Origin of the sequence: Falsiroseomonas sp. (assembly GCF_051859025.1) — a bacterium.
GTDB lineage: Bacteria > Pseudomonadota > Alphaproteobacteria > Acetobacterales > Acetobacteraceae > Falsiroseomonas.
This window is the reverse complement of the sequence record NZ_JBHYGL010000001.1, coordinates 844768-868986: the sequence shown is the minus strand read 5'-3', so window position 1 is coordinate 868986 and position 24219 is coordinate 844768. Positions and strand designations below refer to the sequence as shown.

The window sequence follows — 24219 nt, the reverse complement described above, 5'->3', positions numbered from 1 at the left end:
GCCAGATCACCCCGCCAGGCTGCGCAGCAGCGCGGCCGTCGCCTCATCCGCGGGATAGAAGGCCTCGATCGCGAGTTCGGAGACCGTCACCTCCACCGGCGTGCCGAAGACGGTGGTGGTGCCGATCAGCGCCAGCCGCCCCGCGGGCAGGTCCAGCACCAACGGCACGGCGATGCCGCCGGGCACCAGCGCCGGCATCCCCGCGGCACCCGGCGCCGGCGCGGGCAGGGCCGACAGCTCCGCCAGCAGCGCCGCCAGCACCGGGTCCGCCCCCGCCGCCACCTGGCGCCGCAGCCTTTCCAGGATATGCGCCCGCCATTCGGCGGCATTGGCGATCATCGGCAGCAGCCCGCGCGGATGCAGGCTGAGCCGCAGCACATTCACCGGCGGCGTCAGCAGCGCCCGGTTCTCCACCCCCGCCAACAGCGCCCCCACCGCCGCATTCGCCGCCAGCATCACCCAGTGCCGGTCCACCGCCAGGGCCGGGAAGGGGGCGTGGGCGCGCAGGATCGCCTCCACCACCCCGCGCGCGGCACCCAGCGCGGGGTCGTCCAGCGGGCGTTCGGGGAAGGCCGGCGCATAGCCCGCGGCCAGCAGCAGCGCGTTGCGGTCGCGCAGCGGCACCTCCAGCTCCTCCGCCAGGCGCAGCACCATCTCCCGGCTCGGGCTCGCGCGGCCGCCCTCCACATAGCTCAGGTGCCGCTGGCTGATGCCGGCTTCGAGCGACAAATCCATCTGGCTGCGCCGCCGCCTTTCGCGCCAGGCGCGCAGCAGGGGGCCGATGGCGGGCGATTGCAGGGGCTGGTGCGTCCTCATGCCCCGCATCCTATCCACCCGCGAAGCGGCATTCGATGACCTCCCACGTCATCGCCCCGTGGTCCCGCGCGGGTGTTGGCTGCCCTCGTCCGAAGCAGAAGGAGGACGACGATGTTCACGACACGGCTGATGCCCACCCGCTTCCTGCGCCTGTCCCTGCTGGCCGATGCGGCGGCCAGCGGCGCCACCGGCCTGCTGCTGGCCGCCGGCGCCGATTGGCTGGCCGCGCCCTTCGGCCTGTCGGCTTCGCTGCTGCGCGGCGTCGGCCTGTTCTTCCTGCCCTGGGCCGCGCTGGTCGCCTGGCTCGGCCTTTCCGCCGCGCCGCCGCGCAACGCGGTGCGGCTGGTGGTGGCGCTGAACCTGGTCTGGGTGGCGGAAAGCGCGCTGGGCATGGTGCTGCTGGGCGCCACCGCGCTCGGCCAGGGCTTCATCGCCTTCCAGGCCCTGGCCGTGCTCGGCCTCGCCATCGCCCAGGCCACCGCGCTGCGCCAGGCCCCCCGCGTGGAGGCGCTGGCATGACCGCGCTTCTCCCCACCGGTCACGTCGTCACCCGCGACGGCGTGGCCCTGTTCAGCCGGGCGGCGGGCGCCGGCCCGCCGGTGGTGCTGCTGGCGAGCTGGTCGCTCTCCTCCCTCTCCTGGGGGCCGGTCATGGCGCGGCTGGCGGCGCAGGGTTTTCGTGCGCTGGCCTATGACCGCCGCGGCCATGGCCGCTCGGCCGACCCGGGCGGAGCGATGGACTACGACACGCTTGCTGACGATTTGGCCGACGTGCTGGCGGCGCATGACCTGCGCGCCGTCACCCTCGTCGCCATGTCCGGCGCGGCCGGGGAGGCGGTGCGCACCCTGACGCGCCACGGCGCATCCCGCATCGCGCGGCTCGTTCTCATCGGCCCCACCACGCCGCTGCTGCTCCAGCGCCCAGACAACCAAGCCGGCATCCCGGCGGCAGCCCTGGCCGATCTTCGCACTGCGGTGCTGGACGACTTTCCGCGCTGGCTCGCGGAGAATGCCCGCCCCTTCGGCGGCCCCGACGCGCTGCTCGACGCCATCCGCGCCGATGCGCTCACCGCCTCGCTCCCCGCGCTGCTGGCCTTTCATCGGTCCCTGGCCGAGACCGATTTCCGCGTCGAACTCGCGGCGCTCGACCTGCCGCTGCTGGTCATCCAGGGCGATGCGGATGCGACCTGCCCCCTCGACCTCACGGGCCATCCCACCGCCGCCCTGGTGAAGGGCGCGCGATTGCGGGTGGTGCCGGGCGGAAGGCATGGCCTGATCGCGAGCCACCCGGCGCTGCTGGCGGCGGAAATCGCGGGCTTCGCGCGGGGGGAGGGGTAGCGGAGATCGCCTCGGCCGGCCGCAATCCTCCGCATGCCCCTGGCCGGGGCCGGTGATCCGCAAGCCGGGAAACCGCGTCCGGATCGCCCCCGTTGCAGGGGCAGACCGATCGCCGATACCGTCGTCACCGGATGGACGGATCGGCTGGCCTTCGGGTTAGTGCCGGCTCACCACGAATTGCCGGGCAAGGACACCAGCATGGCCGGTCGCGATTTCTGGCATGACGGCAGCGACGACATTCTCTGGCGCAACGCCGTGACCGGCGAGGCCGGGGTCTGGAACATGCAGGCCGGCAGACCCGTCTGGCAGTCCTTCGGATACCTCGACACCGCCTGGTCGCGCGCCGGCAGCGGCGATATCAACGGCGACGGCTGGGTGGACCTGACCTGGCAGCGTGCCCTGCCGCCCGGGCCTGATGCTTCCGAGGTGGAGGTGCTGGCCTGGGGAATGGAGGCCGGTGGCATCCTGGGCAGCCGCGACCTCTTCACCTTCACGGCGACGCAGACACAGCCATCGTCCGCCACCGGTCGCCTCTTCGTGACCGATCGGGTGGACGTCACGGGCGATACGCGCGCCGATCTAATGGAACTGACCGACAGCGCCGCGGGGACCCGGATCACGATCCATTCCATGGACCGGCGCGGCGTGGTGAACGAGATCGCCTACGATGTCGGCCACTTCACCTTCCTCGCCGCCGCCGACTTCACCGGCGACGGCACGGCCGACATCCTGTGGCGCGGCGCGGATGGCGAGACCGGCATCTGGATCATGCGTTTCGGCATCCCGGTCGGATGGGCCGGGTTCGGCAAGGTCGATGCAGCCTGGGGCGTGGCGGCCACCGCCGACCTGACCGGCGATGGCGTCGACGACATCATCTGGCAGCGGGGGGACCGCTTCGGCTTCTGGGACATCGACGCCGCCGGCACGGAGGCGCGCTGGACGGAACTCGGCATCGTGTCCGGCTGGTCGCTGACAGGCAGCGGCGACTATGACGGTGACGGCACGGATGATTTGCTGTGGCGCAACGCATCCACCGGCGAGATCGGCTACTGGGACATGCAGGGCGGCGCCATCGCCGGCTGGCACAGCCTCGGCACGGTCGCGGCAGTGTGGACGGCCGCCTGACGCACTGAACGCGGCAGGGGGGGATGCAGCGCGTTCCCCCTATCCCCAGGAAATTCCCGCCATCACCCCCGCTACTTCTTCCCCGCGAATTCCGGCAGCCCCTTCAGGCTCTCCGTCGTGTCGAAGTCGCGCAGCACCGCGTCATTCGCCATCTCCACATCCACCAGGCGGTCGGCATGCTTGCCCGCCAGATGCCGCGCGCCGACATCGCCGGAAATCGCCAGCATCTGCGGCAGGAACTCCCGGCTCCACAGCATCGGGTTGCCCTGCTTGCCGCGGAAGGTCGGCTGCACGATGGCGCGGCCTTCCTCCGGATCGAAGGCGTTCAGCAGCCGGTCCAGCATCGGCGCCGTCACCAGCGGCATGTCGCCGAGGCAGACCAGCACCCCCTCCGCATCCGGCGGCACCGCCGCCAGCCCGGCCTTGAGGCTGGCCGACAGCCCGTCCGAATACCCTTCCGCATGGGCGAACAGCACGGGGCGCCCCGCCAGCGCCTCCTCGATCCGCTCCCGCTCATGCCCCGTCACGACGATGACGGGGGAGGCATGGGACGCCAGCGCATTGTCCACCACGCGCAGGATCATCGGCAGGCCCTTGGTATCGGGCACCAGCAGCTTGTTCAGCGGCGCCATGCGGCGCGAACGGCCGGCCGCCAGCACCAGCGCGCAGACCTTGCGGGCGCGGCGCGGCGCCGTCGCGGGCGGCGGCACGCGGGGCGCATCGGCGCGGGGCAGGGGGCGGGCCTCGATCTCCTTCAGCAGGCCGCCGACGCCCATGCCCATGACTTCCCTCGCCGTCACGCGGCGGCCGGCGAACAGGCGCGCCAGCACCCAGTCGAAGCCGTTCAGCTTCGGGCTGCGCGCGCAGCCCGGCAGCACCAGCGCCGGGATGTCGCCGACGCGGCCGAGGCAGATCAGGTTCCCCGGATCGACCGGCATGCCGAAATGCTCGATCACGCCGCCGGCGCGGACGATCGCCGCCGGCCCGATATCCCGCCGGTCCACCACGGCGGAGGCACCGGCGACCAGCAGCAGGTCGGCGCCGGCCTTGCGCAGCCGGGTCAGCGCATCGGCGACGGGCCCTTCCTCATGCCGCACGCGCTCCACCGGCAGCATGGTGCCTAGCAAGCCCTTGATGCGCGCCTCGGTCGCCTCGACCGCGCCCTCCATCACGCTTTCCTTGATGCCCGGCAGTTCCGTCAGCACCAGGCCGACCGACAGCGGCTGGAAGGGATGGATGGCGATGCCGGTGCGGCCGCGGGCCAAGGCTTCCACCACCTGCAGCACGCGGCCGGGGCTGGAAAAGGGGATGACCTTGATGGTGGCCAGCATCTCCTTCGCCGCCACCACGGAATTATTGGGCAGCGTGGCGACGGTGACGCTTTCATCCACCGCGTTGATGCGGTCGATCATCCCCGCATCCACGGTGAACAGCCCCGCACTTTCCGCGAACAGGTTGACCCGCCCCGTGGCGGCGCGGGACTTGGCGATGAGGGGCGCCATCAGCGCATCCGCCACGCGGTCCGCGGCCTCATCCTCCGGCACATCGCCGGCTTCCATGCGGGCGGCGATGACATCGCGCTTGCCCGCCTCCCGCAGCGCCGCGATCGCGCCTTCGTCCAGCACCGTGCCCTTCTTCAGGACGCGGCCCGTCAGGCGGACGGTATGCGCCAGCACGGCGCCCTTCGCTTCATCCAGCGGCGTTGGCCCGAAGATCATGCCTCAGCCCTTTTCTTCGGCCCGCCACGCCGGGCGGAGACGATCTGCGCCAGGATGGAGACGGCGATTTCCGGCGCCGTCACCGCCCCGATATCCAACCCCACCGGCGCCGCGATGCGCGCGATCTCGGCCTCGCTCAGCCCCGCTTCCGTCAGCCGCGCCACCCGCTTCGCATGGGTCTTCCGGCTGCCGAGCGACCCCACATAGAAGGCGGCGCTGCGCAGCGCGACTTCCAGCGCCGGGTCGTCCAACTTCGGGTCATGCGTCAGCGTCACGACGGCGGTGCGCGCATCGGGCTTGAGTGCCGCCATCGCCTCATCCGGCCAGTCGGAGGAGATGGTGACGCGGTCGCCCATCCGTTCCTCCGTCGCGAAGGCGCGGCGGGGGTCCACCACCGTCACCGCGAAACCCAGCGGCAGCGCCATCGGCACCAGCGCCTGCGCGATATGGACGGCGCCCACGATGATGAGGCGAAGCGGCGGATTCTCCGGCGCGATGAACCAGGTCTCGTGGCCGACGGTCACGTTGCGCGCGGCATCCGCCGCGATGGCGGCCCCGGCCTCCGCCGCCAGCGCTTCCGGCACAGCGTCGCCGGGCACCAGCAGTTGCGCCCCATCCGGCAGGCGCGTCAGCAAGGCCAGCGGCACCTTGGCAGCACGCGCCGCCATCAGGCGCTGAAGAAGATCGGGGCTCATCGCGGCGCTCCGAGGGGGGCGATGGCGGCCCGGCAGGGCCGAGGCGCCGAATGGCGCCCGCCGGTCGTCCGGCGAGCCAAGCGGCCGGAGGCCGCGCCCGGCGCCTGAGGGCGTGAAACGGCCTTCACCCGAGCTTCTCCACAAAGACCTTGAGCTTGCCGCCGCAGGCCAGGCCGACTTCCCAGGCGCGTTCGTCGGTAATGCCGAAATCCAGCAATTGCGGCGCACCGGTCGCCATCGTCTCCCGCGCCACCTCCGCCACCGTCCCCTCGATGCACCCGCCGGAGACACTGCCCGCGATGCGCCCGGATGCCGTCACCGCCAGCCGCGAACCGGCGGGGCGGGGGGAGGACCCCCAGGTCTCCACCACCGTCGCGATCGCGACCGTCTCGCCTTCCCCGGCCCAGCGGGCGGCGGTGGCCAGGATATCCTCGGAATCCGTGGTGGTGCTCATGCGGCACTCCCCATTCGGCCGGCGCGCGGGTCGCTGAGGACGGCCACCAGGTCACGCAGGCTCGCGAGATTATGGACCGGGCGAAACTCATCGACGTGAGGCAGCATCGCCCGGATGCCCTGGGATTTGGGCTGGAAGCCGGCGTAACGCAACAGCGGGTTCAGCCAGATCAACCGGCGGCATGATTTCCGGAGGCGATCCGTCGCCTCTGCCAGGCCCTTCGCCCCCTCCCGGTCGAGCCCGTCGGTGATCAGCAGCACCACCGCCCCCTGGCCGAGCACCCGGCGCGACCAGGCCTTGTTGAAGCCTTCCAGCGATTCGCCGATCCGCGTGCCGCCGGACCAGTCCGGCACCGCATGGGCCACCATCTCGAACGCCACCTCGGCATCCCGGTATTTCAGCTGGCGGGTGACGTTGGTCAGCCTGGTGCCGAACAGGAAGGTGTGAACCCTCTCCCGGTCATTCGCCACGGCGTGCAGGAAATGCACCAGGATCTGAGCGTAGCGCGCCATGCTGCCGGAGATGTCGCACAGCGCCACCAGCGGCGGCGGCCGCACCACGCGGCGGCGGCGGGATATGTCCATGATCTCGCCGCCCGTCCGCAGCCCTTCGCGGATGGTAGCGCGCAGATCGGTGAAGGGACCGTTATGGTCCGGCCGGAAGCGGCGCGTCGGCCGCGCATCCAGCGGCAGCACCAGCTTGCGGATCTCCTTCTTGGCGGCGTTCAGCTCCGCCGCCGACATCGCCTCGAAATCCATGGTCTGGAGGCGTTCGCGCTCACTGACCGTGAAGGACATGTCCACCCGTTCCTCGGGCGGTTCCTCCGGCGGGCGGGGCGGCTTCGGCTTGTCGCCCTGCATCGCCTCCGCCATCCGGCGGGATGCGGGGGATGGCTTGGGCTGTTCCTTCATCCCGTCCATCAGCGCCATGGCCGCGGCATGGGCGCCCGCTTCCGGGTCGCGCCAGAACAGGCTGAAGGCGTGGTCGAACAGGAAGAAGTGCTCGTGCTTGTGGACCATCGTGGCCCGCAGCGCGGCGTGGAATTGCGCCTTGTCCCCGATCTCGATCGCTTCCAGCGCCGCCGCCCCCGCCAGCAATTCCGCCGGGCCCAGCGGCAGCCCCGCGCGGCGCAGCAGCCGCCCGAAGGCCACCAGATTGTTGCCGATGGCCGCGCCCCCGGCGTGGGAGGGCAGCAGCATCGCGGTCTTGGGGGGGATCATCGCTGGCGTCCCCCGGTGGTCACGCCACCGCCTGCTTCGCTTCCGTCACCAGCCGCGCGGCCTCCGCGCCCCGGATCTTGGCGATGTCGTCCTGGTATTTCAGCAGCGCGCCCAGCGTCTCATCCACCAGGCCCGGCTCCAGTTCCTTCGCATCCAGCGCCGACAGCGCCGCGGCCCAGTCGATCGTCTCCGCCACCCCCGGCGGCTTGAAGGTATCGGCGCCGCGCACCGCCTGCACGAAGGCCACCACCTGGGCGGAGAGCCTTTCGCTGACCTGCGGCGCCCTGATCTTCAGGATCGCGCGTTCCCGCGCCGCATCGGGGTAGTCCACCCAATGGTACAGGCACCGCCGCCGGATCGCGTCATGCACCTCCCGCGTCCGGTTGGACGTGATCACCACCACCGGTGGCGTCGCGGCCTTCACCGTGCCGAGTTCCGGGATCGTCACCTGGAAATCCGCCAGGATCTCCAGCAGGAAGGCCTCGAAGGGTTCGTCGGCGCGATCGAGTTCGTCGATCAGCAGCACCGCCGGCTCTCCCTCCAGCGCCTGCAGCAGCGGCCGCGCCTGGAGGAAGCGGCGGTCATAGATCCCCCGCTCCAGGCTGCCCTTATCCCCCGCCTCGCCGGATGCTTCCGCCAGCCGGATCGCCATCAACTGCCGCGCGTGGTTCCACTCATAGGCCGCCGAGGCCAAATCCATCCCGTCATAGCATTGCAGCCGCACCAGGCGGCGCGGCAGCTGCGCGGCGAGGACCTTGGCGATCTCTGTCTTGCCCGTCCCCGGCTCCCCTTCCAGCATGATGGGCCGGCCCATCTTCAGGGCCAGGTGGATGGTCGTGGCCAGCTGGCGATCGGCGACATAGCCGCCCGCCGCCAGCATGAGCTGCGTATCGGCAACCGTGGCGGGCGAGGTCACGCTCAACCCACCACGAAGATCAGCAGCAGCACGACGGCCATGGCCCCGCCGCCCAGCCAGACCTGCGGCGGGAAGCCCATGAAATCCTGCGTCAGCAGTCGCCCGGCCACCGCGAAGATGTCGTTGCCGGAAGCGGCATGGGCAGGCGCCGGGGCCGCGGCCCGGGCGGGGGCGGCCGGCGCGGCGGCATCGGCCTCGGGCGCCGCTTCCGCAGCCACCGCCTCCGGCTCCACCTTCGGCGTCACCTGCGCGGCGAAGCGGTCGAAGAACTGGTCGGCCATGGATTTCGCCGTGCTGTCGATCAGCCGCGCGCCCAGCTGCGCCATCTTGCCGCCGACCTGCGCCTTCACATTGTAGCGCAGCACCGTCTCGCTCGGCCCGATCTCATCCAGCGCCACATCGGCGCCGCCCTTGGCGAAGCCCATCGCGCCGCCCGTGCCCTCACCGGAAATGGTGTAGGAGGCCGGCGGGTTGATGTTGGACAGCGTGACCTTGCCGCCGAACTTGGCCGACATCGGGCCGAGCTTCATGGACACCTTGGCCTGGAACTGGTCGTCCCCGATCCGCTCCACGCTTTCGCAGCCCGGAATGGCTTCCTTCAGCACGGCCGGGTCGTTCAGCGCGGCCCAGACCGCTTCGCGGGGGGCGCCGATGCGCCGTTCGCCAGTCATTTCCATGGGGATCACTCCGTCTGTTGCGGGCGAAGTTAGGCCCGGCGGAGGCCGCCGGGAAGGGCAGGGAACGCGGCGAGGGGGCCGGCGGGCGCCGCGCGGACGGGATCGTGACGGCGGCGTTGGTTGCCTGTATGCGCTTTGCAAGGGTCTGGGGAGACAGTGAATGGGCATGGAGCGCGCCTGCCGCTACCTGGTTGGAGCCACGCTGCTGGCCGCGCTGCCGGCGCCGGCCTGGGCGGCCGGCGTGCCGGGGGCGGAGCTGTCCCTGGCCTGGGCGATCCCCTTCGTGGGCGTGCTGCTCTCCATCGCGCTGATGCCGCTGTTCGCCGCGGGGTTGTGGCACCACCACTACGGCAAGATCGCCGCCGGCTGGGCGGCGCTGTTCCTGCTGCCCTTCGCCGCCTTCTTCGGCCCCGGCGCCGCCTGGTATGAATTCAGCCATGTGGCGGTGCTGGAATACATCCCCTTCATCGCCCTGCTGACGGCGCTCTACACCGCGGGCGGGGGCGTCATGCTCAAGGGATCGCTGGTCGGCACCCCCGGCACCAATGTCGCGCTGCTGGCCATCGGCACCGTGCTCGCCAGCCTGATGGGCACCACCGGCGCCGCCATGGTGATGATCCGCCCCGTGCTGCGCGCCAATGCCTTCCGCCGCAACAAGACCCACACCTTCGTCTTCTTCATCTTCCTGGTGGCGAACATCGGCGGCAGCCTGACCCCCGTGGGCGACCCGCCGCTCTATCTCGGCTTCCTGCGCGGCGTGTCCTTCTTCTGGCCGACGACGCACATGTTCGCCGAATTCCTGCTCTGCGCCGTCGTGCTGCTCGCCCTCTACTGGGTGTTCGACACCATCGCCTGGAACCGGGAGAAGCCGGTGCCGCCCGTGACCACCACGAAGGAACCGCTTTCCATCGAGGGCTGGCTGAACGTCGCGCTGCTGGGCGCCATCGTCGCCGTCGTCATCGCCATGGGCTATGTGAAGCTCGGCGTCGTCCCCGTCCTCGGCCACCCGATGGAGGTGGAGAAGCTGGTCGGCATCGCCCTGTTTGCCGCCATCACCCTCGCCTCCGTCTTCGGCACCACCGCGGCGCTGCGGGAAGCCAACGGCTTCGCCTGGGGCGCGATCCTGGAAGTGGCAAAACTCTTCGCCGCCATCTTCATCACCATGGCGCCGGTGCTGGCGATCCTTCGCGCCGGCAGCGCGGGCGGCGCGGCGGGGCTGGTGGCGCTGACCTCGGACGCGAACGGTGCGCCCATCCCCTGGGTGTATTTCTGGCTGACCGGCGCGCTGTCCTCCTTCCTCGACAACGCGCCCACCTACATCGTCTTCTTCGAACTGGCCGGCGGCGATCCCGCCTACCTGATGACTCAGGGCGCCCTGACCCTGGCCGCGATTTCCTGCGGCGCCGTCTTCATGGGCGCCAACAGCTACATCGGCAACGCCCCCAACTTCATGGTGAAGGCGATCGTCGAGGAGAATGGCGAACGCATGCCATCCTTCTTCGGCTACTGCGCCTGGGCCGCCTGCATCCTGCTGCCGCTCTTCGTGCTGGTGACGCTGATCTTCTTCTGAGGTGCCAGCCTTCGCCATCCCGCCGCGTTGACACTCGCCCCCATCCCGGCAGGATGACGAGGAAGACACGAACGAAGACGGGAACCGCCATGCCCTCGCGACGCCTAGCCCTGACGGCCCTTGGCGGAGCCTTCGCCGCTTCCGCCCTGCCGGGAAGCGGCGCCCTGGCGCAGCCCGCCTACCCCGCTCGCCCCATCCGGATCATCATCCCCTTCGCCGCCGGCGGGCCCACCGACATCGTCGCCCGCCTGATCGCGGACCGCATGGCGGCGCGCCTCGGCCAGCCGGTCGTGGTCGATGCCCGCCCCGGCGCCGGCGGCGCCATCGCGGCGGAAGCCGTGGCCCGCGCCGCGCCGGATGGCCACACCCTGTTGATCGGCACCGCCACCACCCATGCCGTCAACCCGACGCTGCAGGATGGCAGGCTGCCCTTCCACCCCATCCGCGACTTCGCGCCGATCGCGCAGATCGCCCGCGTGCCCATCGTGCTGGTGACGCATCCCGGCCTGCCGGCGCGGGACCTGCCCGAATTCATCGCCCTGCTGCGCGCCAGGCCCGGCCAGATGAACTACGGCTCCTCCGGCACCGGCTCCATGGGCCATCTGGCGGCCGTGCTGCTGATGCAGCAACTCGGCACCCAGGCCACCCACATCCCCTATCGCGGCTCCGCGCCGATGGCGGCCGATCTCCTCGCCGGCCGGGTCGATTTCGCGACCGATGCGCTGGCCTCCGTCGTCCCCTTCGTGCAGGACAGCCGCATCCGCGCACTCGCCATCGCAACACCCGACCGCGCCGCCGCCCTGCCCAACCTGCCGACCTTCGCGGAAGCCGGGATGCCGGGGTTCGAGGCCTATACCTGGAACGTCGTCTTCGCCCCCGCCGGCACGCCCGCGCCCATCATCCAACTTCTCAACACCACGTTGAACGCCGTGGTCGGCGAGGCCGAAATCGCCCAGCGCCTGTCGGAAATGGGCCAGCCCGCCGTCACCGGCACCACGCCGCAAGGCACCGCCGCCTTCGTGCAGGCCGAACTCACGAAATGGGCGCCGGTGGTCCGTGCCTCCGGCGCAACCCCGAGCTGAGGCCGCACCCCATGGACGATCTCCGCTCCATCTACCCCGAGCCCGCGCCGCTCGCCGTCGCGAAGCAGTTCGACACGCTCGATGAATTCGCGCGCCTCTTCATCGCCCGATCCCCCTTCATGGTGATGGCGACGGCGGATGCGGCGGGGAACTGCGATGCCTCCCCGCGCGGCGACGCGCCCGGCTTCGTCGTGGTGCTGGACGAGAAACGCCTGCTGATCCCCGACCGCCCCGGCAACAACCGCGTGGACAGCCTGCAGAACCTGGCCGCCAACCCCAGGGTCGGGCTGCTGTTCTTCGTGCCAGGGGTGCTGGAGACGCTGCGCGTCAACGGCAGCGCCGAAATGGTGACGGACACCGCCACGCTCGGCGGCCTGGCCGCACAGGAACGCCTGCCGAAAAGCGCCCTCCAGGTCACGGTGGAGGAGGTCTTCTTCCACTGCGGGAAGTCCCTCAAGCGCAGCGCCCTCTGGGACCCCGGCCGCCATGCCGCGCCCGGCGAGATTCCGAGCCTCGGCCGCATCCTCGCCCGCCAGACCGGCAAGATCGGGGAGCAGGAGGCCGAGACGCGCGTGGCCCATGCCTATGAGGCGCATCTCTACTGACGGGAGACCCGCGATGGACGACCACGCCTTCATGGCCCTGGCCCTCGCGGAGGCCCGGCAGGGTTTCGACGAAGGCGGCGTCCCCGTCGGCGCCGTGCTGGTCGGCCCCAATCTTGATGGTGTGGAGGGCCGCCTGCTCGGCGCCGGCCACAACCGCCGCGTCCAGGATGGCGACCCCATCGCGCATGGGGAGATGGATTGCCTCCGCCGCGTGGGGCGCCTTCGCAGCTATGCCGGCACCACCCTCTACACCACGCTGACGCCCTGCATGATGTGCACCGGCACCATCATCCAGTTCGGCATTTCGCGGGTCGTGATCGGGGAAAACCGGAGCTTCGCGGGCAATGAGGATTTCCTGCGATCGAAGGGCGTCGAGGTCACGGTGCTCGACGACCCCGCCTGCGCCGCCCTGATGGCGCGCTTCCAGCGGGAGAAGCCGGCGGTCTGGGCGGAGGATATCGGCGAAGTCCCGCCCGGCTGAACTGGCCCACCCGATTTCGCGGAATCATCGCGAATCACCGGGCCAGTCGATCCTGGCGGCGGGTCAGCCATGGCCCCCTTGCCGGGCTGGCCGTCTGGCCGGGGTGTCGCTTCCGGTGGCACAATGGTCCAAACCCGAGACCACGGAGCCGTCCATGCCCTATGTCATCGCCGACGACCTGCCCGACGCCCCCGCCGGCCTGCGCTTCCGCGCCCTGCTGGACCGGCCGCAGATCCTCCAGATGCCCGGCGCGCATCTCGGCATCGCCGCCCTGCTGGCCAAGAAGCAGGGGTTCGAGGCGCTCTACATGTCCGGCGCCGCCATGTCCGCCACCATGGGCCTGCCCGACCTCGGCATGATCACGGTGGATGAGGTCGCCTTCCACATCCGTCAGGTCTCCCGCTCCGCGGGGCTTCCCACCCTGGTCGATGGCGATACGGGCTATGGGGAGGCGCTGAACGTCATGCACATGGTGCGGGTGTTCGAGGAAGCCGGCGCCGGCGCCGTGCATCTGGAAGACCAGCTGCTGCCCAAGAAGTGCGGCCACCTGAACGACAAGAAGCTGGCCGATGCGCGGGACATGGCCGCCAAGGTCGCCGCCGCCCGCAAGGCGCGCCGCCACCTCTACATCATCGCCCGCACCGATGCGGCGGCGAGCGAGGGCATGGACGGCGCCGTCGCCCGCGCGAAGCTGTATCTTGAGGCCGGCGCCGACGCCGTGTTCCCCGAGGCGCTGACCACCCGGGAGATGTTCGCGGAATTCGCGCGCCGCATGCCGGATGTGAAGAAGCTGGCCAACATGACGGAATTCGGCCGCACGCCCTTCCTGACGGCTAAGGAGTTCGAGGAACTCGGCTATTCCATGGTGATCTGGCCGGTCAGCCACCTCCGCGTCGCCGCCCGCGCGATGGAGACGCTCTACACCGCCATCCGCACCGATGGCGGCACCCAGAACCAGTTGGACCGCATGCAGACCCGCGCCCAGCTCTACGAGACCATCGGCTACCACGACTATGAAGCGCTGGATTCGTCCCTGGTGAAGACCGTCATCCCGACCGGCATGCCCCAGCAGAAGTGACGGAAAAGCCCTCTCCCCCCCACGGGGGGAGAGGGTGGGGGTTTGCGCCCCCCCTCAGCTATCCAGCGTGATCCCCAATTCCCGGATCAGCGGCGCCCAGATCGCCGTCTCGCTCGCGATCAGCGCCGCGAATTCCGCCCCGGTCCCCGGCAGCGGCTCCAGGCTGATCGATCGCAGCCGCGCCGCCACCGCCTCCGTCCGCAGCGCCCGGTCGAGTTCCATTTGCAGCCGCGCCGCGATCGCGTCGGGCGTCGCCGCCGGCACCACCACGCCCTGCCAGGAATAGATATCCGCCCCCGTCAGCCCCTGCTCCGCGAGCGTCGGCACCCCCGGCAGCAGCCCCAGCCGCTGCGGCGCCGGAATCCCGATGGCGCGGACGGCGCCGGAGGCGATGTGCGGCGCCCCTGACGCATAGTCGATGAACATCGCCTGCACGACGCCCGTCACCAGATCCTGCACCGCCGGCGCGCCGCCGCGATACGCCACATGGGCCACCTGCGTGCCCGTGCTGCGCATGAAGCGCTCCGTCGCCAGATGGCTCGGTGTGCCGACGCCGGGGCTGCCGACATTCAGCGCGCCGGGCCGGGCCCGCGCCCAGGCCACGAGTTCCGGCCCCGTCCGCACCGGCAGATCGGGATGCACCACCAGCACGAAGGGAAAACGCGCGATCGGCGCCACCGGCTTGAAGTCCCGGATGGGGTCATAGGGCAGGCGCCGCGCCATGGCGGGGGTGATGACCAGCGCCGTCAGATCGGCCGAGAGCAGCGTGTAGCCATCCGGCGCCGCCCGCGCCGTCGCCTCGCTGGCCGGGATGGTGGCGCCGCCGGGACGGTTATCCACCGTCACCGCCTGGCCGAGCGGCCCGCTGATCGCCGCCGCCAGGCTGCGCGCCAGGAAGTCCGATCCCCCGCCCGGCGCATAGGGGACGATCCAGCGCAGCGGGCGGGACGGCCAGGGCGCCTGCGCCAGGGCAGGGGCGGCCAGCGCGGCGAAGCCGCTGTTGGTCAGCGCGGCGAAGCCGCGACGTGTGAGCATCATGTTCGCCTCTCGATACAGCGCCCGCATTGCGCACCGGAATCTGGCCCCGCACAAGACGGCCGCGTGCCATCGGATGGCGCTGGCTTTCGCCCGACATTCACGTTATGTTCCTGCCACCATCCAGCCCCCATGCCGGACGATCCTCCCCCTCAAGCCCCCCTGAGGAGGGAAGATCGGACCGGCATGGGGGAGGGGTGGACGAGGCCGCCGCGAGAGGCGGTTCTAAAGGTGCTAAAACCGCTAAATCCACTAAATGGCCTCAAAATTTTAGGCCACAATCATTGCAGGATCAGTGGCTTGCGGGCCGGTCGGCGCATTTTCTCAAGAATTAGGAGAATTCTAAAAGCCTTTAGTGACTAAAAAGCCACACTGGCGCATTCCGCCGCCAGGAAGCCCCGCACAAGGGCGGCAAACCCCGCCGGATTGTCCTGCGTCAGCCGATGGTTGGCGCCCTCCAGCCGCGTGAACCGCGCCTGGGGAATCGCCTCCCGAGCCCGCGCCATGGCATCCGCGCCGATCACGGTGCAGTTCGCGCCGTGGAACAGCAAAGTCGGTTGCGCGACATCGATGTCGCGCCAGAAATCCGCCGTCAGCGCCCGCTGCGTCTCCGTCACGCCCGCCACATCGTAGCGCCAGCGCAGCCGCCCATCCGGGCATTTCGTCAATGCCGTATCCAGCCAGTGTTCCGCTACATCGTCGCGCCAGGCCTCTCGGAACGGCGTCTCCGCCAGGGCCTCGGCGCGGGTGCCGAAGCCGCGGTCGTGGCGCTCCACCTGGTCGAGGAACAGCGCGAAGACATCGTCGCGCAGCCCGATCGCGGCATCGCCGGCGGCCAGCGCCACCACGCCTTCCGGCAGCCTGGTCGCCAGCAGAAGGGCGAGCGTCGCGCCCGTCGCCTGTCCCACCACCGCGAAGCGCTTCCACCCCAGCGCGCGGGTCAGCGCCACCAGATCCTCCCGGTGCTCCTCCAGCCGGAACAGCGACCCCTCCGGCGCATCGCTCTCGCCGAGGCCGCGGTAATCCGGCACCAGCACCGGGTTGGGCAGGTCGAGGTCGGCCAGCACGAAGTCGAAGATGCGGCGCGTGGTGCGGTTGGCCGTCAGGAACAGGATCGGCAGCCCCACGCCGGGCCGCCAGGTGAAGGCCATCGTGACGCCCGTCGGCAGCGCCATCCGCCGCATGGCGTAGGACGCATCGAGCGGCGGCAGCACGCCGACGCCCGCGAAATCCTCGCCCGGAGTGAAGGCGGCGCTGGCCTTGGCTTTCATCATGGCGGGAAGCCTATCCCCCCGCCCGCGCCACCCGCAACGCCGCATGCGCCATGGCATCCAGCGCATTGAGGAAGCGCGACTTGTCCGCCCCCGCCATGGGCGGCGGCCCGCCGCCCATGCCGAGTTCCCGCAGATGCTGCGACACCGCCCGCCCGGCCATGGCGGAGCCGATGTTGTTCTCCGTCCAGGGATGGCCCTTGAAGTTGAGGCAGAAGGCCTTCTTCTCCAGGCATCGCTTGGCCAGCGGGATGTCGGCGGTCAGGCACACATCCGTGGGCCGGGCTTCCTCCGCGATCCAGTCATCCGCCTTGTCCGCCCCATCGGTGACGATGACGATCCTGACCATCGCCTGCGCCGGCGGGCGGATGGGGCGGGACCCGTTGGAGACGAAGATCACCTCCAGCCCCAGCCTGGCCGCCACGCGCAGGATCTCCTCCCGCACGGGGCAGGCATCGGCATCGACGAGAAGGCGGGTGGTAGTTTGGTTCATCGATTCAGGCCTCCGGGTGCTCGGCCGATGGCCTGCGCCCTTCGGCCATCGATGAACGTGGTCATCGCCCAGTCGTAGCGGGCGGCAATTCGACCGCATAGGTGTCCAGCGCCGGCACCGCCCGGATCATCCGCCGGTCCGCCAGGAAGCGGGCGAAGCGTTCGTAGCGGTTGCGGTCCAGCGCGCCGGGGCTGAGGGAGAAGCGGTTGGCCGTGCTGGCGAAGGCGCGGCGGTTGAGTTCGTTGTCCAGTTCCCGCCGCTGGCCCGCGATGAACATGCGCCAGGATTCCTCGGGGTTGTTCACCAGGAAGTGGGTCGCGGCCTCCGTCGCATCGATGAAGCGGCGCAGCACCGGGTCGCGGGCGCGGTCGCGATGGCTGATGTAGATCAGCTCGTCATAGGCCGGCATGCCGTGCTGCTCCGGGAAGAAGGCGCGGCCGGGCCGGTTCTCGATGTCGAGCTGATGCAGCTCGAAGTTCCGGAATCCGCCGAGGATGGCGTCCACCTGGCCCGACATGAGGGCGGAGGACAGGCCGAAATTGACGTTCACCAGCCGGATGTCGGACAGCCGCAGGCCGACGCCTTCCAGCATCACGCCCATCACCACTTCCTCGAACCCCGCGACGGAATAGCCCACGCGCCGGCCGCGGAGGTCCGCCAGCGTGCGCACCGGCCCGTCCCGCAGCACGGTCAGGGTGGAAAGCGGCGTCGCCACCAGCGTCCCGATCCGCACCAGCGGCAGCCCCTGGTCCACCGCCAGGTGCAGGTTCTTCTGGTAGAAGACGCCGACATCGGCCCGGCGCGCGCCCACCAGCCGCGGCGGGTCGTTCGGGTCCGCCGGCGCCTGGATCCGCACATCCAGGTTCGCGCGCGTGAAGTCGCCGCGTTCCTGCGCGATGATGATGGGCAGGTGGTCCGGGTTGATGAACCAGTCCAGCAGTACCGTCAGCTGGTCCCGCGCGGGCTGCGCGGCAGCAGGTGGCGACAAGGCAAGCAGCGCGGCCAGCGCGAGTAGGAGCCGCTTCATGGCAGGACCTTCCTGTTGTTTTCTGAAAGAAGTGAATCCGGCTGCCAGGGGATCGCCCTGCGCAGCAGCCGGTCGGTGGTGAACCACAGCGCCAGCGACATCAGCGCCAGCACGAAGAGCGCCGCGAACATGACATCCGCCTGGGACCGCCCATTCGCCTGCAGCATCAGGTAGCCGAGCCCCGCCGAGGACCCGACCCATTCCCCCACGATGGCCCCGATCGGCGCGACCCCCGCCGCCACCCGAAGGCCGGAGGCCAGCGCCGGCAGCGCCGCCGGCACCCGCACCCGCCACAGCACCGCGGCCGGCGATGCCCCCATGGTGGCGGCGAGGTCCAGCAACCCCGGCTCCGTCCGCCGCAGCCCGTCATGGAAGGCGGTGGCGACGGGGAAGAAGATGATCATCACCGCCATCGCCACCTTGCTGGCCATGCCGTAGCCCAGCCACAGCACCAGCAGCGGCGCGATGGCGAAGACCGGGACGGCCTGGCTCACCAGCAGCACCGGCAGCAGCCACCGCCGCCCCGCCGGCCAGGCCGCCAGCGTCAGCGCCATGACGCAGCCCAGAGCCGCGCCGAGCGCGAGCCCCAGGATGATCTCCGTGCCCGTCGTCAGCGCATGGCCGAGGATGATGTCCCAGCGATCCACCAGCGCCGTCGCGACCCTCGCGGGGGAGGGCAGCAGGAAGGGCGGCACCTCCGTCCACCACACGAAGCCGTGCCACAGCAGCAGCAGGCCGATGCCCGAGATCGCCGCCCGGATCACGAAACCGCCTCCGCCAGCCGTTCCAGCAGCGCCGCCTGCGCCGCCAGCAGCGCAGGGTCGCCCGCGGGGCGCGGCGGCGCGCCGCCGGGCACCGGGACCTCCGCCGGCGTGGCGGGGCTGCCGCCCAGCACCAGGATGCGATCCGCCAGGCGAAGCGCCTCCAGCGGATCATGCGTCACCAGCAGCACGGTGCGCCCGGCCAGCAGCCGAGCGGAGAGCGACTGCATCCGGTGGCGCGTCGGCGCATCGACGGCGCTGAAGGGCTCATCCATCAGCACGATTGGCCGGTCTTCCATGAGGGTGCGGGCGAGCGCCACGCGCTGCCGCATCCCGCCCGAGAGCTGGGCCGGCGGCTTGCGGGCATCGGCCTCGGTCAGCCCGACCTCCGCCAGCAGCGCCCGTGCCCGTGCCAGGTCCGGCGCCTGCCCACGGAGATGCGCGCCCATCGTCACGTTGCCCAGCACATCCCGCCAGGGCACCAGAAGGTCCTGCTGCGCCATGTAGGCGATACGGCCGGAGACGGCCGATCCATCCGTGCCGATCACGCGCCCGCCCGCCGGCACCGCCACCAGCCCCGCCACCAGCCGCAGCAGCGTCGATTTCCCGGACCCCGAGGGCCCGAGCAGCGCCGTGGTGCCCCCGCCCGCGAGCGTCAGGTCGAGCGGCCCGAGCACGGGCACGCCCCCCAGGGCCAGCCCCTGGGGCAGCATGATACGGAATCCGGGCGCGCGATCGACCACAGGCAGACACCGTTCCCTTCGCCGGCATGACCCGGATCAGGTTCGTGGGGTCGCGGTCGCCCGCCTCTCAGCCCCCGATGGGCTCCCCCCGATGACGGCGCCGGTTATGCGGGTGGCGGTGGCGGAGGGCAAGGGGAGGGGGGGCGTGAACACCCCCTGCCCGGTCAGCTGCGGCCCGTCACGGGCCGCCCGGCATCGGCGCATAGCGTCTCCAACTCGGCGATGCCCTTGGCGCGGCAGGTCGCCATGACCGTCTGGAGTTCCGCATTGCGCCCGGTCCGCCGCAGCAGGCTGGCGCGCTGTACGATGAAGGGATCATCCGCGCCGAAGCGCCGTTCCCCGACCGCCAGCGCATTCAGCGCGCCGGCCAGGTCGCCGCGCTGTTCGTACATCGTGGCAATGGCCAGGTAGGTGGAGGCCGTCGCATCGGGCGCCGATTGCGCCGCCTGCAAGGCTGTGCGCACCGCCGTCCCGTTGTTCTGCTCGATCGCGATGCCGGCCAGGATCAGTTGGCGCCGCGCCCCGCCATGGATGACTGCGCCCCGGTCCCGCACCAATTGCTGCGCCTCGTTGAGATCCTTGTTGCGCAAAGCGGCCTCGGCGCGTGCCAGCACGTCCAGGACCCGCAGCCTTTCGGTAATCCGCGTGCCGAGCGCGCCTTCCCGGAATGGATTCCTCTGCTCCTTCGCCGGCTCCACGGTGGGTGGGAACTTGTCCTGGTATTCCACCAGCGCGCGGCGCCGGATACCGAGGGAGTCGTAGCGAGCCGCCAGGGGACGGAGCATTTCATTGATGCCCCTTTCGAGGGATGGCGCGACGAAGGCTCCCAGCCACTGCGTCACGACCCCGCTCTGCCGGCCCATCTCCTGCCCGCCCATCAGCGCCATGGCGGTCAGCGCCTGGGATGCGGTCCCGCGCAGGTTTGCCACCCTCGCATCGCGGTCCCTCTCGGTACCCTCCAGCATCGAGAACACTTCGCCGATCGCCGCGGGATCGTAGCGCGCCCGCGTCATGAGGTCGAAGCCGAGAAGGTCGGCCTCCGTCTCCTGCTGTCGGGAAAAGGCGGCGTCCGTGATCTCCGCGGCCAGGGCGTCGAGGACCGGCGCCGTCATCACCGCGCCGACGATGACGTTGCCGCGGTCATCGCCGGTGCGCAGGCGCTGCTGTCCGACGGACACCGCCGTGCCGTAGATGACGGCCTGCGTCCCGAAGCGGATCGCTTCCCGCGACGACAGCAATGTCTGTTGCCGCTCGTCGCGATGGCCGAGCACGCGGTGCGCGATCTCGTGCGCCAGCGCGAAGGCGAGGTGATCCTCCTCGGCATGGCGCGCGATCATGCCGAGGGGGATGTGGATCTGGTTGTCCAGCGTGAGTTCGGCGCCGTAGGCGGATGATGCGGTCACCACCACTTCGATCGGCGGGAAGTTCGGCATCGGAAGGTTGGCGCGCAGCCGGTTCATGATGCGGGTCATCTCCCGGTCGATCGCAGGGTCGATGACGCGCGGCACTTCCGCCATCAGCAGGGACGAGGATCCGGGCGGCCTGGCGCGGATTCGCCCCGGGCGTGGGGCGGCTTCCGCCATGCGCCGCACGGTTTCGGGGTCCTCGATCAAGGGGCGACTGGGCAGGCCGCCGCAGCCGCCCAGCAGGGTCGCCAGGACGAGCAGCGTGGCGAAACCAAGGGTCTTGCGCATCGGCGTCATCGCGGCGCGATGCCGGAGGACCCGGCCGTCCCGCGATCGGGGGAGCCCGGGTTCAGCACCACGCCCGCATTGGCCGCCACCCGGACATGGTTCGATTGGAAGTCGCGAATGGTGCCGTCCTGCAGCTGCATGCGCAGCACGCCCATGCTGTGCCTCTCGACACGCGCGGGCCTGCCCGGCGGCGCCATGTCCGCCCAGGACGATTCATGCGGCAGCTTCGACGAGACCATGCCGTTGGGCTTCGGCACCCATTCGATGAAGGTCACCTGCTGCGCCTGCGCCGGGGTGGCGAAGGGCGTGGCCGCCAGCACCAGCATGCCGATCATCTTGCGTCGCATCATGGCCTTGGTCCTTTCCTGGTCAGGGTGCGATGCCGGGGCTTCCGGAGAGGCGATCAATGCGCGCCGCCTCCTGTTGCCTCCGGGTGGTGGTCGTCGAGGGGCGAGTGATCGAGGATGGGGAAGAGGATCGCGATCCCCACCAGCATCACCAGCAGCGGGCTGGCCGAGGGCTTCCCGATGGCGTCGGCGGCGGCGATGAGGGCGACGCAGGCGAGCAGGGTCGTGAGCCTGAACAGCCAGGTCAGGCCGCGGCGGATACGCGCGGCTTCCTCGGCCGGCGGCGGCGCGGCGGCCGCCGATGCCTGGAGGCCGAGCCGCTGGTCCAGCGCCACCGTCGCGATCCAGAGGGCGATCGGACACAGCACCAGGAAGCCGATCCACCCCGCCGCCAGGCGCATCGCGACCAGCAACGTGACGACGAAGGTGCCGAGCACGAACAGCAGCGTCACCTGCGCCCAGCCGCCGCTCCACCCGCCGAGCCAGCCCAGGAAGCCGCGTCCGGCGCCCCGCGGCAGGCAATGGGCGCACAGCGCGTCACGCCGCCAGGCCAGGAAGAAGGCAAGCCCGATCAGCGCCGCCTTGATGGCCCAATCCAACAGCTTGCCTCGCTCCACCGGGCCGATTTTCGTATCGGCCCGCTGATAGGCGGGGCCGAGCGTCAACAGGTTCTCCAGCGCCACGGCCTGGAGGAAGGCGCCAGGCAGCGATCCATGCAGAGGCGTCCGCACGCGGTCCGAGGTGCCGGTGCGCCCATCGCCAATGATCACGTAGCTGCCCCGCAGCGCCGCCTGCTGCGCATCATCGAGGGCGCCGCCACCCATGACGCCGGCGACGAAGGCGGGCTGGGGGCAGGGCGCGGCCGGCAGGCTGGGGCGGTCCACGCGTTCCTCCTCATCCGGCGTCGACGGGACCGCGCTGCGGTTATCGAGGTGGATCGGCGCCCGCCCGAACAGGCTGGTGGTGGGATGGCCGATGAGTTCGTTCAGGATGACGCGCCAGTACAGGTGGAGGCGATCCCGGGCGCCGTTTGCCTCGATCGGCCTGCAGAGCGGGTTGACCGGATCCGCCGCGTCGGGCGGCAGGCGCTGGCCCGTTGGCCAGTTGCTGGCGGCGATGGGCCAGATCGGGATCAGCGGCGCCAGGGCCGGGTAGGGCTGGCGCAGCCATGCGGCATCGTCGCACCAGTCCGGGCGCCGGGGGTCGCCGCGCTTGCGGATGCGGCAGGCGATGTCCGCGACGATGACGGCGGGCGCATGGCCCGCGACGGCGACCGCCCCGCGCGGATCGTAGCCCGTCGGTTCGTGCCGGATCGCCAGGGAATAGGTCCGGCGATCGCCAGGGACGGGCCAGTCATAGAAGCCGATGGCCGTCGCCGCGCAGGCCGCGAAATTGACCAGGCTGCTCTGCGCGCGCCTTTCCCGCCCCGCCCAGGGCAGCGCCTGCGCATCGGGTTGTCCCATCGGCGTGGCCACCAGGCCGGGTCGCGCCTCCGCCGGCGCGGGGCAGGCGTGGTCGCGGGGTTGCACCACCGCCTGGCGCCCGCTGTCCACCAGCACGATCGGCACCCTGCTGTTGCGCAGCACCGCCTCCAGGCGCTCCGCCGGGCCGCGCGGCGTCATGAAGGCGATGTCGAGGAGGATGGCGGCGGGTTCGGCGGACAGCACATTCTCCAGCTGGATCGCCCAGTCCTCGAAGCTCGGCGGCCAGCCCTGGACGCCAACATCCGCGTCCTGGACAAGGACGACGCGGATATCGGCGGCGTGCCGGGCTTCGTAATTGACCGATGCCAGCCGGTCAGCGATCCGGCGCCCGCCATCGACGGCGGCGGCCTGGAGGCCGAAGGGATCGGCCAGGATGATGACCAGGATGACCAGCAGCTTGACGACCTTGGCGCGGATCTCGTCGCTCCGCGCACGGCGCCAATCGCACCAGGAAAGGCTGGCATGCGGCAGGTGGCCTGGGGTGGGTTTGGACCGATCGAAGATCATTCCGGATTAAGTGAAGGGCGCGCCGTCGCAGCCGTCAACGAGTAATTCATGACTGTTCAGATCCTGGGCAGTCTGGCGCGAATGGGCGCACGAAAGGGGCTGGGGCGCCCGTCAGGCTCGCGATAGGCTGGCCGGCGAGGCAACCCCGGAAGCACCCCATGCGCCGTCTTGTCCTGCCGCTGCTGGCCCTCCTGCTCGCCGCCGGCCCCGCCATGGCCCAGCCCCCGCCCGAGATCGCCGCCGCCCTCAACCGCATCGGCCGCGTCATCGCGCCGCCGCCGACCGGCGCGCTCTACGCGCCCCTGCATGGGCGGGAGCCGTGGGAGGGCGTGACGGTGACGAGGGATGCCCGCTACGGCACGGATCCGCGCCATCGCCTTGATGTCTTCACCCCGGCCACGCGCCCCGCGCAGCCGCTGCCCGTGCTGGTCTTCATCCATGGCGGCGGCTTCGTGGCCGGCGACAAGCAGGGGCCGGATGGCAGCCCCTTCTACGCCAATGTCGGTGTCTGGGCCGCGCGGAACGGCATGATCGGCGTGAACATGACCTACCGCCTGGCCCCCGCGCATCCCTACCCCGCGGCGCAGCAGGATGTGGCGGCCGCGCTCGCCTGGGTTTCCGCCAACATCGCCTCCCATGGCGGCGATCCCGCGCGCGTCGTGCTCTCCGGCCATTCCGCCGGCGCCATCCACGCGGCCCTCTACGCCGCGGAGCCACGCTTCCACCCCGCGGGCGTCGCGCCGCCCATCGCCTATGCCTTCGTCTCCGGCCTGTTCGACTTCACCGGCCCCGACATGGCCGCCAATGACAACGCCTATCTCGGCGCGGAGGCCGCCGCGCGGTCGCCGCTCCCGGGCCTGACGCGCGTGGCGCAGCCGATTTTCATGGCCCATGGCACGCTGGACCCCGAGCGGTTCGTCCAGCATTCCGTGCGGGCGCGCGACGTGCTCTGCGCCGCCGGGCGCTGCCCGGTCTTCGTGACGCTGGAAGGCCACAGCCACATCTCGGAGATCTATGCCGTCGGCACGGCGGATACCTCGCTGACCGCGCCGCTGCTGGCCTTCCTCCGCCGCTGAGCACCCC

The 24219-nt window shown here is 70.9% G+C and carries 25 protein-coding genes and 1 riboswitch; of the genes, 9 read left to right on the top strand and 16 right to left on the bottom strand.

Going from position 1 to position 24219, the window contains the following annotated elements; genetic code table 11:
• Positions 1 to 6 precede the first annotated feature (6 nt).
• Positions 7 to 816 carry a helix-turn-helix domain-containing protein gene (locus ACTIE5_RS04225; RefSeq protein WP_439548437.1) on the bottom strand — a complete coding sequence of 270 codons (810 nt, stop codon included), beginning with the start codon at positions 814 to 816 and terminating at the stop codon, positions 7 to 9.
• Between the two features lie 111 nt (positions 817 to 927).
• Here ACTIE5_RS04225 and ACTIE5_RS04220 point away from each other — a divergent pair, with 111 nt between their 5' ends.
• The 3 genes from ACTIE5_RS04220 to ACTIE5_RS04210 all read left to right on the top strand — a co-directional run bounded on the left by ACTIE5_RS04220 (position 928) and on the right by ACTIE5_RS04210 (position 3278).
• Positions 928 to 1335, top strand: a complete 408-nt coding sequence (locus tag ACTIE5_RS04220) for a hypothetical protein (RefSeq protein ID WP_439548436.1) — start codon at positions 928 to 930, stop codon at positions 1333 to 1335.
• Entirely contained in the window at positions 1332 to 2153 is an 822-nt protein-coding gene (locus tag ACTIE5_RS04215; RefSeq protein ID WP_439548435.1) for an alpha/beta fold hydrolase, read from the top strand. Before ACTIE5_RS04220 ends, ACTIE5_RS04215 begins: the two co-directional genes overlap by 4 nt.
• A 198-nt stretch (positions 2154 to 2351) precedes the next feature.
• The gene (locus tag ACTIE5_RS04210) at positions 2352 to 3278 is read left to right on the top strand and encodes an FG-GAP repeat domain-containing protein (RefSeq protein ID WP_439548434.1); all 927 of its coding nucleotides are present in this window, start codon (positions 2352 to 2354) and stop codon (positions 3276 to 3278) included.
• 71 nt (positions 3279 to 3349) lie between these two features.
• On the opposite strand, the gene ACTIE5_RS04205 is transcribed toward ACTIE5_RS04210, so the two are convergent.
• The 6 genes from ACTIE5_RS04205 to ACTIE5_RS04180 all read right to left on the bottom strand — a co-directional run bounded on the left by ACTIE5_RS04205 (position 3350) and on the right by ACTIE5_RS04180 (position 8958).
• A complete protein-coding gene (locus ACTIE5_RS04205; protein ID WP_439548433.1) occupies positions 3350 to 4996 on the bottom strand; it encodes an NTP transferase domain-containing protein in 1647 nt (548 codons plus the stop codon).
• The gene (locus ACTIE5_RS04200; RefSeq protein WP_439548432.1) at positions 4993 to 5691 is read right to left on the bottom strand and encodes an XdhC family protein; all 699 of its coding nucleotides are present in this window, start codon (positions 5689 to 5691) and stop codon (positions 4993 to 4995) included. The genes ACTIE5_RS04205 and ACTIE5_RS04200 overlap by 4 nt, the downstream gene beginning before the upstream one ends.
• 124 nt (positions 5692 to 5815) lie before the next feature.
• Entirely contained in the window at positions 5816 to 6145 is a 330-nt protein-coding gene (locus ACTIE5_RS04195; RefSeq protein ID WP_439548431.1) for an XdhC family protein, read from the bottom strand.
• Positions 6142 to 7365 (bottom strand): vWA domain-containing protein, encoded by a 1224-nt coding sequence (locus tag ACTIE5_RS04190; RefSeq protein WP_439548430.1) that lies wholly within the window; start codon positions 7363 to 7365, stop codon positions 6142 to 6144. Before ACTIE5_RS04190 ends, ACTIE5_RS04195 begins: the two co-directional genes overlap by 4 nt.
• 19 nt (positions 7366 to 7384) lie before the next feature.
• Positions 7385 to 8287, bottom strand: a complete 903-nt coding sequence (locus tag ACTIE5_RS04185; RefSeq protein ID WP_439548429.1) for an AAA family ATPase — start codon at positions 8285 to 8287, stop codon at positions 7385 to 7387.
• Complete coding sequence (locus ACTIE5_RS04180) at positions 8284 to 8958, bottom strand: SRPBCC family protein (protein WP_439548428.1); 675 nt, start codon at positions 8956 to 8958, stop codon at positions 8284 to 8286. The genes ACTIE5_RS04185 and ACTIE5_RS04180 overlap by 4 nt, the downstream gene beginning before the upstream one ends.
• Positions 8959 to 9118: 160 nt before the next feature.
• Here ACTIE5_RS04180 and ACTIE5_RS04175 point away from each other — a divergent pair, with 160 nt between their 5' ends.
• From ACTIE5_RS04175 to prpB, 5 genes are all read left to right on the top strand, one after another.
• Complete coding sequence (locus tag ACTIE5_RS04175; RefSeq protein ID WP_439548427.1) at positions 9119 to 10528, top strand: sodium:proton antiporter; 1410 nt, start codon at positions 9119 to 9121, stop codon at positions 10526 to 10528.
• 89 nt (positions 10529 to 10617) lie between these two features.
• Complete coding sequence (locus tag ACTIE5_RS04170) at positions 10618 to 11610, top strand: Bug family tripartite tricarboxylate transporter substrate binding protein (RefSeq protein WP_439548426.1); 993 nt, start codon at positions 10618 to 10620, stop codon at positions 11608 to 11610.
• An 11-nt stretch (positions 11611 to 11621) separates the two neighbouring features.
• Complete coding sequence (locus ACTIE5_RS04165) at positions 11622 to 12215, top strand: MSMEG_1061 family FMN-dependent PPOX-type flavoprotein (RefSeq protein ID WP_439548425.1); 594 nt, start codon at positions 11622 to 11624, stop codon at positions 12213 to 12215.
• A 13-nt stretch (positions 12216 to 12228) separates the two neighbouring features.
• Positions 12229 to 12696 (top strand): nucleoside deaminase, encoded by a 468-nt coding sequence (locus ACTIE5_RS04160; RefSeq protein WP_439548424.1) that lies wholly within the window; start codon positions 12229 to 12231, stop codon positions 12694 to 12696.
• Between the two features lie 154 nt (positions 12697 to 12850).
• Positions 12851 to 13774: a methylisocitrate lyase gene (gene prpB / locus ACTIE5_RS04155; RefSeq protein ID WP_439548423.1), complete on the top strand. Its 924-nt coding sequence runs from the start codon at positions 12851 to 12853 to the stop codon at positions 13772 to 13774.
• Positions 13775 to 13828: 54 nt separating this feature from the next.
• On the opposite strand, the gene ACTIE5_RS04150 is transcribed toward prpB, so the two are convergent.
• From ACTIE5_RS04150 to ACTIE5_RS04110, 9 genes are all read right to left on the bottom strand, one after another.
• A complete protein-coding gene (locus ACTIE5_RS04150) occupies positions 13829 to 14812 on the bottom strand; it encodes a Bug family tripartite tricarboxylate transporter substrate binding protein (protein WP_439548422.1) in 984 nt (327 codons plus the stop codon).
• 356 nt (positions 14813 to 15168) lie between these two features.
• A complete protein-coding gene (locus tag ACTIE5_RS04145) occupies positions 15169 to 16083 on the bottom strand; it encodes an alpha/beta fold hydrolase (RefSeq protein ID WP_439548421.1) in 915 nt (304 codons plus the stop codon).
• Between the two features lie 10 nt (positions 16084 to 16093).
• On the bottom strand, positions 16094 to 16573 hold the full coding sequence (locus ACTIE5_RS04140; protein ID WP_439548420.1) for a YaiI/YqxD family protein: 480 nt from the start codon (positions 16571 to 16573) through the stop codon (positions 16094 to 16096).
• Positions 16574 to 16634: 61 nt separating this feature from the next.
• A complete protein-coding gene (locus ACTIE5_RS04135; RefSeq protein WP_439548419.1) occupies positions 16635 to 17600 on the bottom strand; it encodes an ABC transporter substrate-binding protein in 966 nt (321 codons plus the stop codon).
• Positions 17597 to 18361 carry an ABC transporter permease gene (locus ACTIE5_RS04130; RefSeq protein ID WP_439548653.1) on the bottom strand — a complete coding sequence of 255 codons (765 nt, stop codon included), beginning with the start codon at positions 18359 to 18361 and terminating at the stop codon, positions 17597 to 17599. Before ACTIE5_RS04130 ends, ACTIE5_RS04135 begins: the two co-directional genes overlap by 4 nt.
• Entirely contained in the window at positions 18361 to 19074 is a 714-nt protein-coding gene (locus ACTIE5_RS04125) for an ABC transporter ATP-binding protein (protein WP_439548418.1), read from the bottom strand. The genes ACTIE5_RS04130 and ACTIE5_RS04125 overlap by 1 nt, the downstream gene beginning before the upstream one ends.
• 25 nt (positions 19075 to 19099) lie before the next feature.
• Positions 19100 to 19203: riboswitch (TPP riboswitch) on the bottom strand.
• 65 nt (positions 19204 to 19268) lie between these two features.
• On the bottom strand, positions 19269 to 20798 hold the full coding sequence (locus tag ACTIE5_RS04120) for a M48 family metalloprotease (protein WP_439548417.1): 1530 nt from the start codon (positions 20796 to 20798) through the stop codon (positions 19269 to 19271).
• Positions 20799 to 20803: 5 nt separating this feature from the next.
• Positions 20804 to 21148, bottom strand: a complete 345-nt coding sequence (locus ACTIE5_RS04115) for a hypothetical protein (protein ID WP_439548416.1) — start codon at positions 21146 to 21148, stop codon at positions 20804 to 20806.
• A 53-nt stretch (positions 21149 to 21201) separates the two neighbouring features.
• Positions 21202 to 23136, bottom strand: coding sequence for a CHASE2 domain-containing protein (locus ACTIE5_RS04110; protein WP_439548415.1), 1935 nt, complete (start codon positions 23134 to 23136; stop codon positions 21202 to 21204).
• 158 nt (positions 23137 to 23294) lie between these two features.
• On the opposite strand from ACTIE5_RS04110, the gene ACTIE5_RS04105 reads away from it, so the two are divergent.
• The gene (locus ACTIE5_RS04105) at positions 23295 to 24212 is read left to right on the top strand and encodes an alpha/beta hydrolase (RefSeq protein ID WP_439548414.1); all 918 of its coding nucleotides are present in this window, start codon (positions 23295 to 23297) and stop codon (positions 24210 to 24212) included.
• The last annotated feature ends 7 nt before the right edge of the window (positions 24213 to 24219 follow it).

Bases quoted from the DNA above. Each gene is read 5' to 3' on its own strand.
- ACTIE5_RS04145 (WP_439548421.1), bottom strand. From the start codon at position 16,083: ATGATGAAAGCCAAGGCCAGCGCCGCCTTCACTCCGGGCGAGGATTTC.
- ACTIE5_RS04160 (WP_439548424.1), top strand. From the start codon at position 12,229: ATGGACGACCACGCCTTCATGGCCCTGGCCCTCGCGGAGGCCCGGCAG.
- ACTIE5_RS04170 (WP_439548426.1), top strand. From the start codon at position 10,618: ATGCCCTCGCGACGCCTAGCCCTGACGGCCCTTGGCGGAGCCTTCGCC.
- ACTIE5_RS04140 (WP_439548420.1), bottom strand. From the start codon at position 16,573: ATGAACCAAACTACCACCCGCCTTCTCGTCGATGCCGATGCCTGCCCC.
- ACTIE5_RS04105 (WP_439548414.1), top strand. From the start codon at position 23,295: ATGCGCCGTCTTGTCCTGCCGCTGCTGGCCCTCCTGCTCGCCGCCGGC.
- prpB (WP_439548423.1), top strand. From the start codon at position 12,851: ATGCCCTATGTCATCGCCGACGACCTGCCCGACGCCCCCGCCGGCCTG.
- ACTIE5_RS04165 (WP_439548425.1), top strand. From the start codon at position 11,622: ATGGACGATCTCCGCTCCATCTACCCCGAGCCCGCGCCGCTCGCCGTC.
- ACTIE5_RS04175 (WP_439548427.1), top strand. From the start codon at position 9,119: ATGGGCATGGAGCGCGCCTGCCGCTACCTGGTTGGAGCCACGCTGCTG.
- ACTIE5_RS04120 (WP_439548417.1), bottom strand. From the start codon at position 20,798: ATGCGCAAGACCCTTGGTTTCGCCACGCTGCTCGTCCTGGCGACCCTG.
- ACTIE5_RS04110 (WP_439548415.1), bottom strand. From the start codon at position 23,136: ATGATCTTCGATCGGTCCAAACCCACCCCAGGCCACCTGCCGCATGCC.
- ACTIE5_RS04210 (WP_439548434.1), top strand. From the start codon at position 2,352: ATGGCCGGTCGCGATTTCTGGCATGACGGCAGCGACGACATTCTCTGG.
- ACTIE5_RS04225 (WP_439548437.1), bottom strand. From the start codon at position 816: ATGAGGACGCACCAGCCCCTGCAATCGCCCGCCATCGGCCCCCTGCTG.
- ACTIE5_RS04220 (WP_439548436.1), top strand. From the start codon at position 928: ATGTTCACGACACGGCTGATGCCCACCCGCTTCCTGCGCCTGTCCCTG.
- ACTIE5_RS04150 (WP_439548422.1), bottom strand. From the start codon at position 14,812: ATGATGCTCACACGTCGCGGCTTCGCCGCGCTGACCAACAGCGGCTTC.
- ACTIE5_RS04180 (WP_439548428.1), bottom strand. From the start codon at position 8,958: ATGGAAATGACTGGCGAACGGCGCATCGGCGCCCCCCGCGAAGCGGTC.
- ACTIE5_RS04200 (WP_439548432.1), bottom strand. From the start codon at position 5,691: ATGAGCCCCGATCTTCTTCAGCGCCTGATGGCGGCGCGTGCTGCCAAG.
- ACTIE5_RS04135 (WP_439548419.1), bottom strand. From the start codon at position 17,600: ATGAAGCGGCTCCTACTCGCGCTGGCCGCGCTGCTTGCCTTGTCGCCA.
- ACTIE5_RS04115 (WP_439548416.1), bottom strand. From the start codon at position 21,148: ATGATGCGACGCAAGATGATCGGCATGCTGGTGCTGGCGGCCACGCCC.
- ACTIE5_RS04195 (WP_439548431.1), bottom strand. From the start codon at position 6,145: ATGAGCACCACCACGGATTCCGAGGATATCCTGGCCACCGCCGCCCGC.
- ACTIE5_RS04205 (WP_439548433.1), bottom strand. From the start codon at position 4,996: ATGATCTTCGGGCCAACGCCGCTGGATGAAGCGAAGGGCGCCGTGCTG.
- ACTIE5_RS04125 (WP_439548418.1), bottom strand. From the start codon at position 19,074: ATGCTGCCCCAGGGGCTGGCCCTGGGGGGCGTGCCCGTGCTCGGGCCG.
- ACTIE5_RS04190 (WP_439548430.1), bottom strand. From the start codon at position 7,365: ATGATCCCCCCCAAGACCGCGATGCTGCTGCCCTCCCACGCCGGGGGC.
- ACTIE5_RS04215 (WP_439548435.1), top strand. From the start codon at position 1,332: ATGACCGCGCTTCTCCCCACCGGTCACGTCGTCACCCGCGACGGCGTG.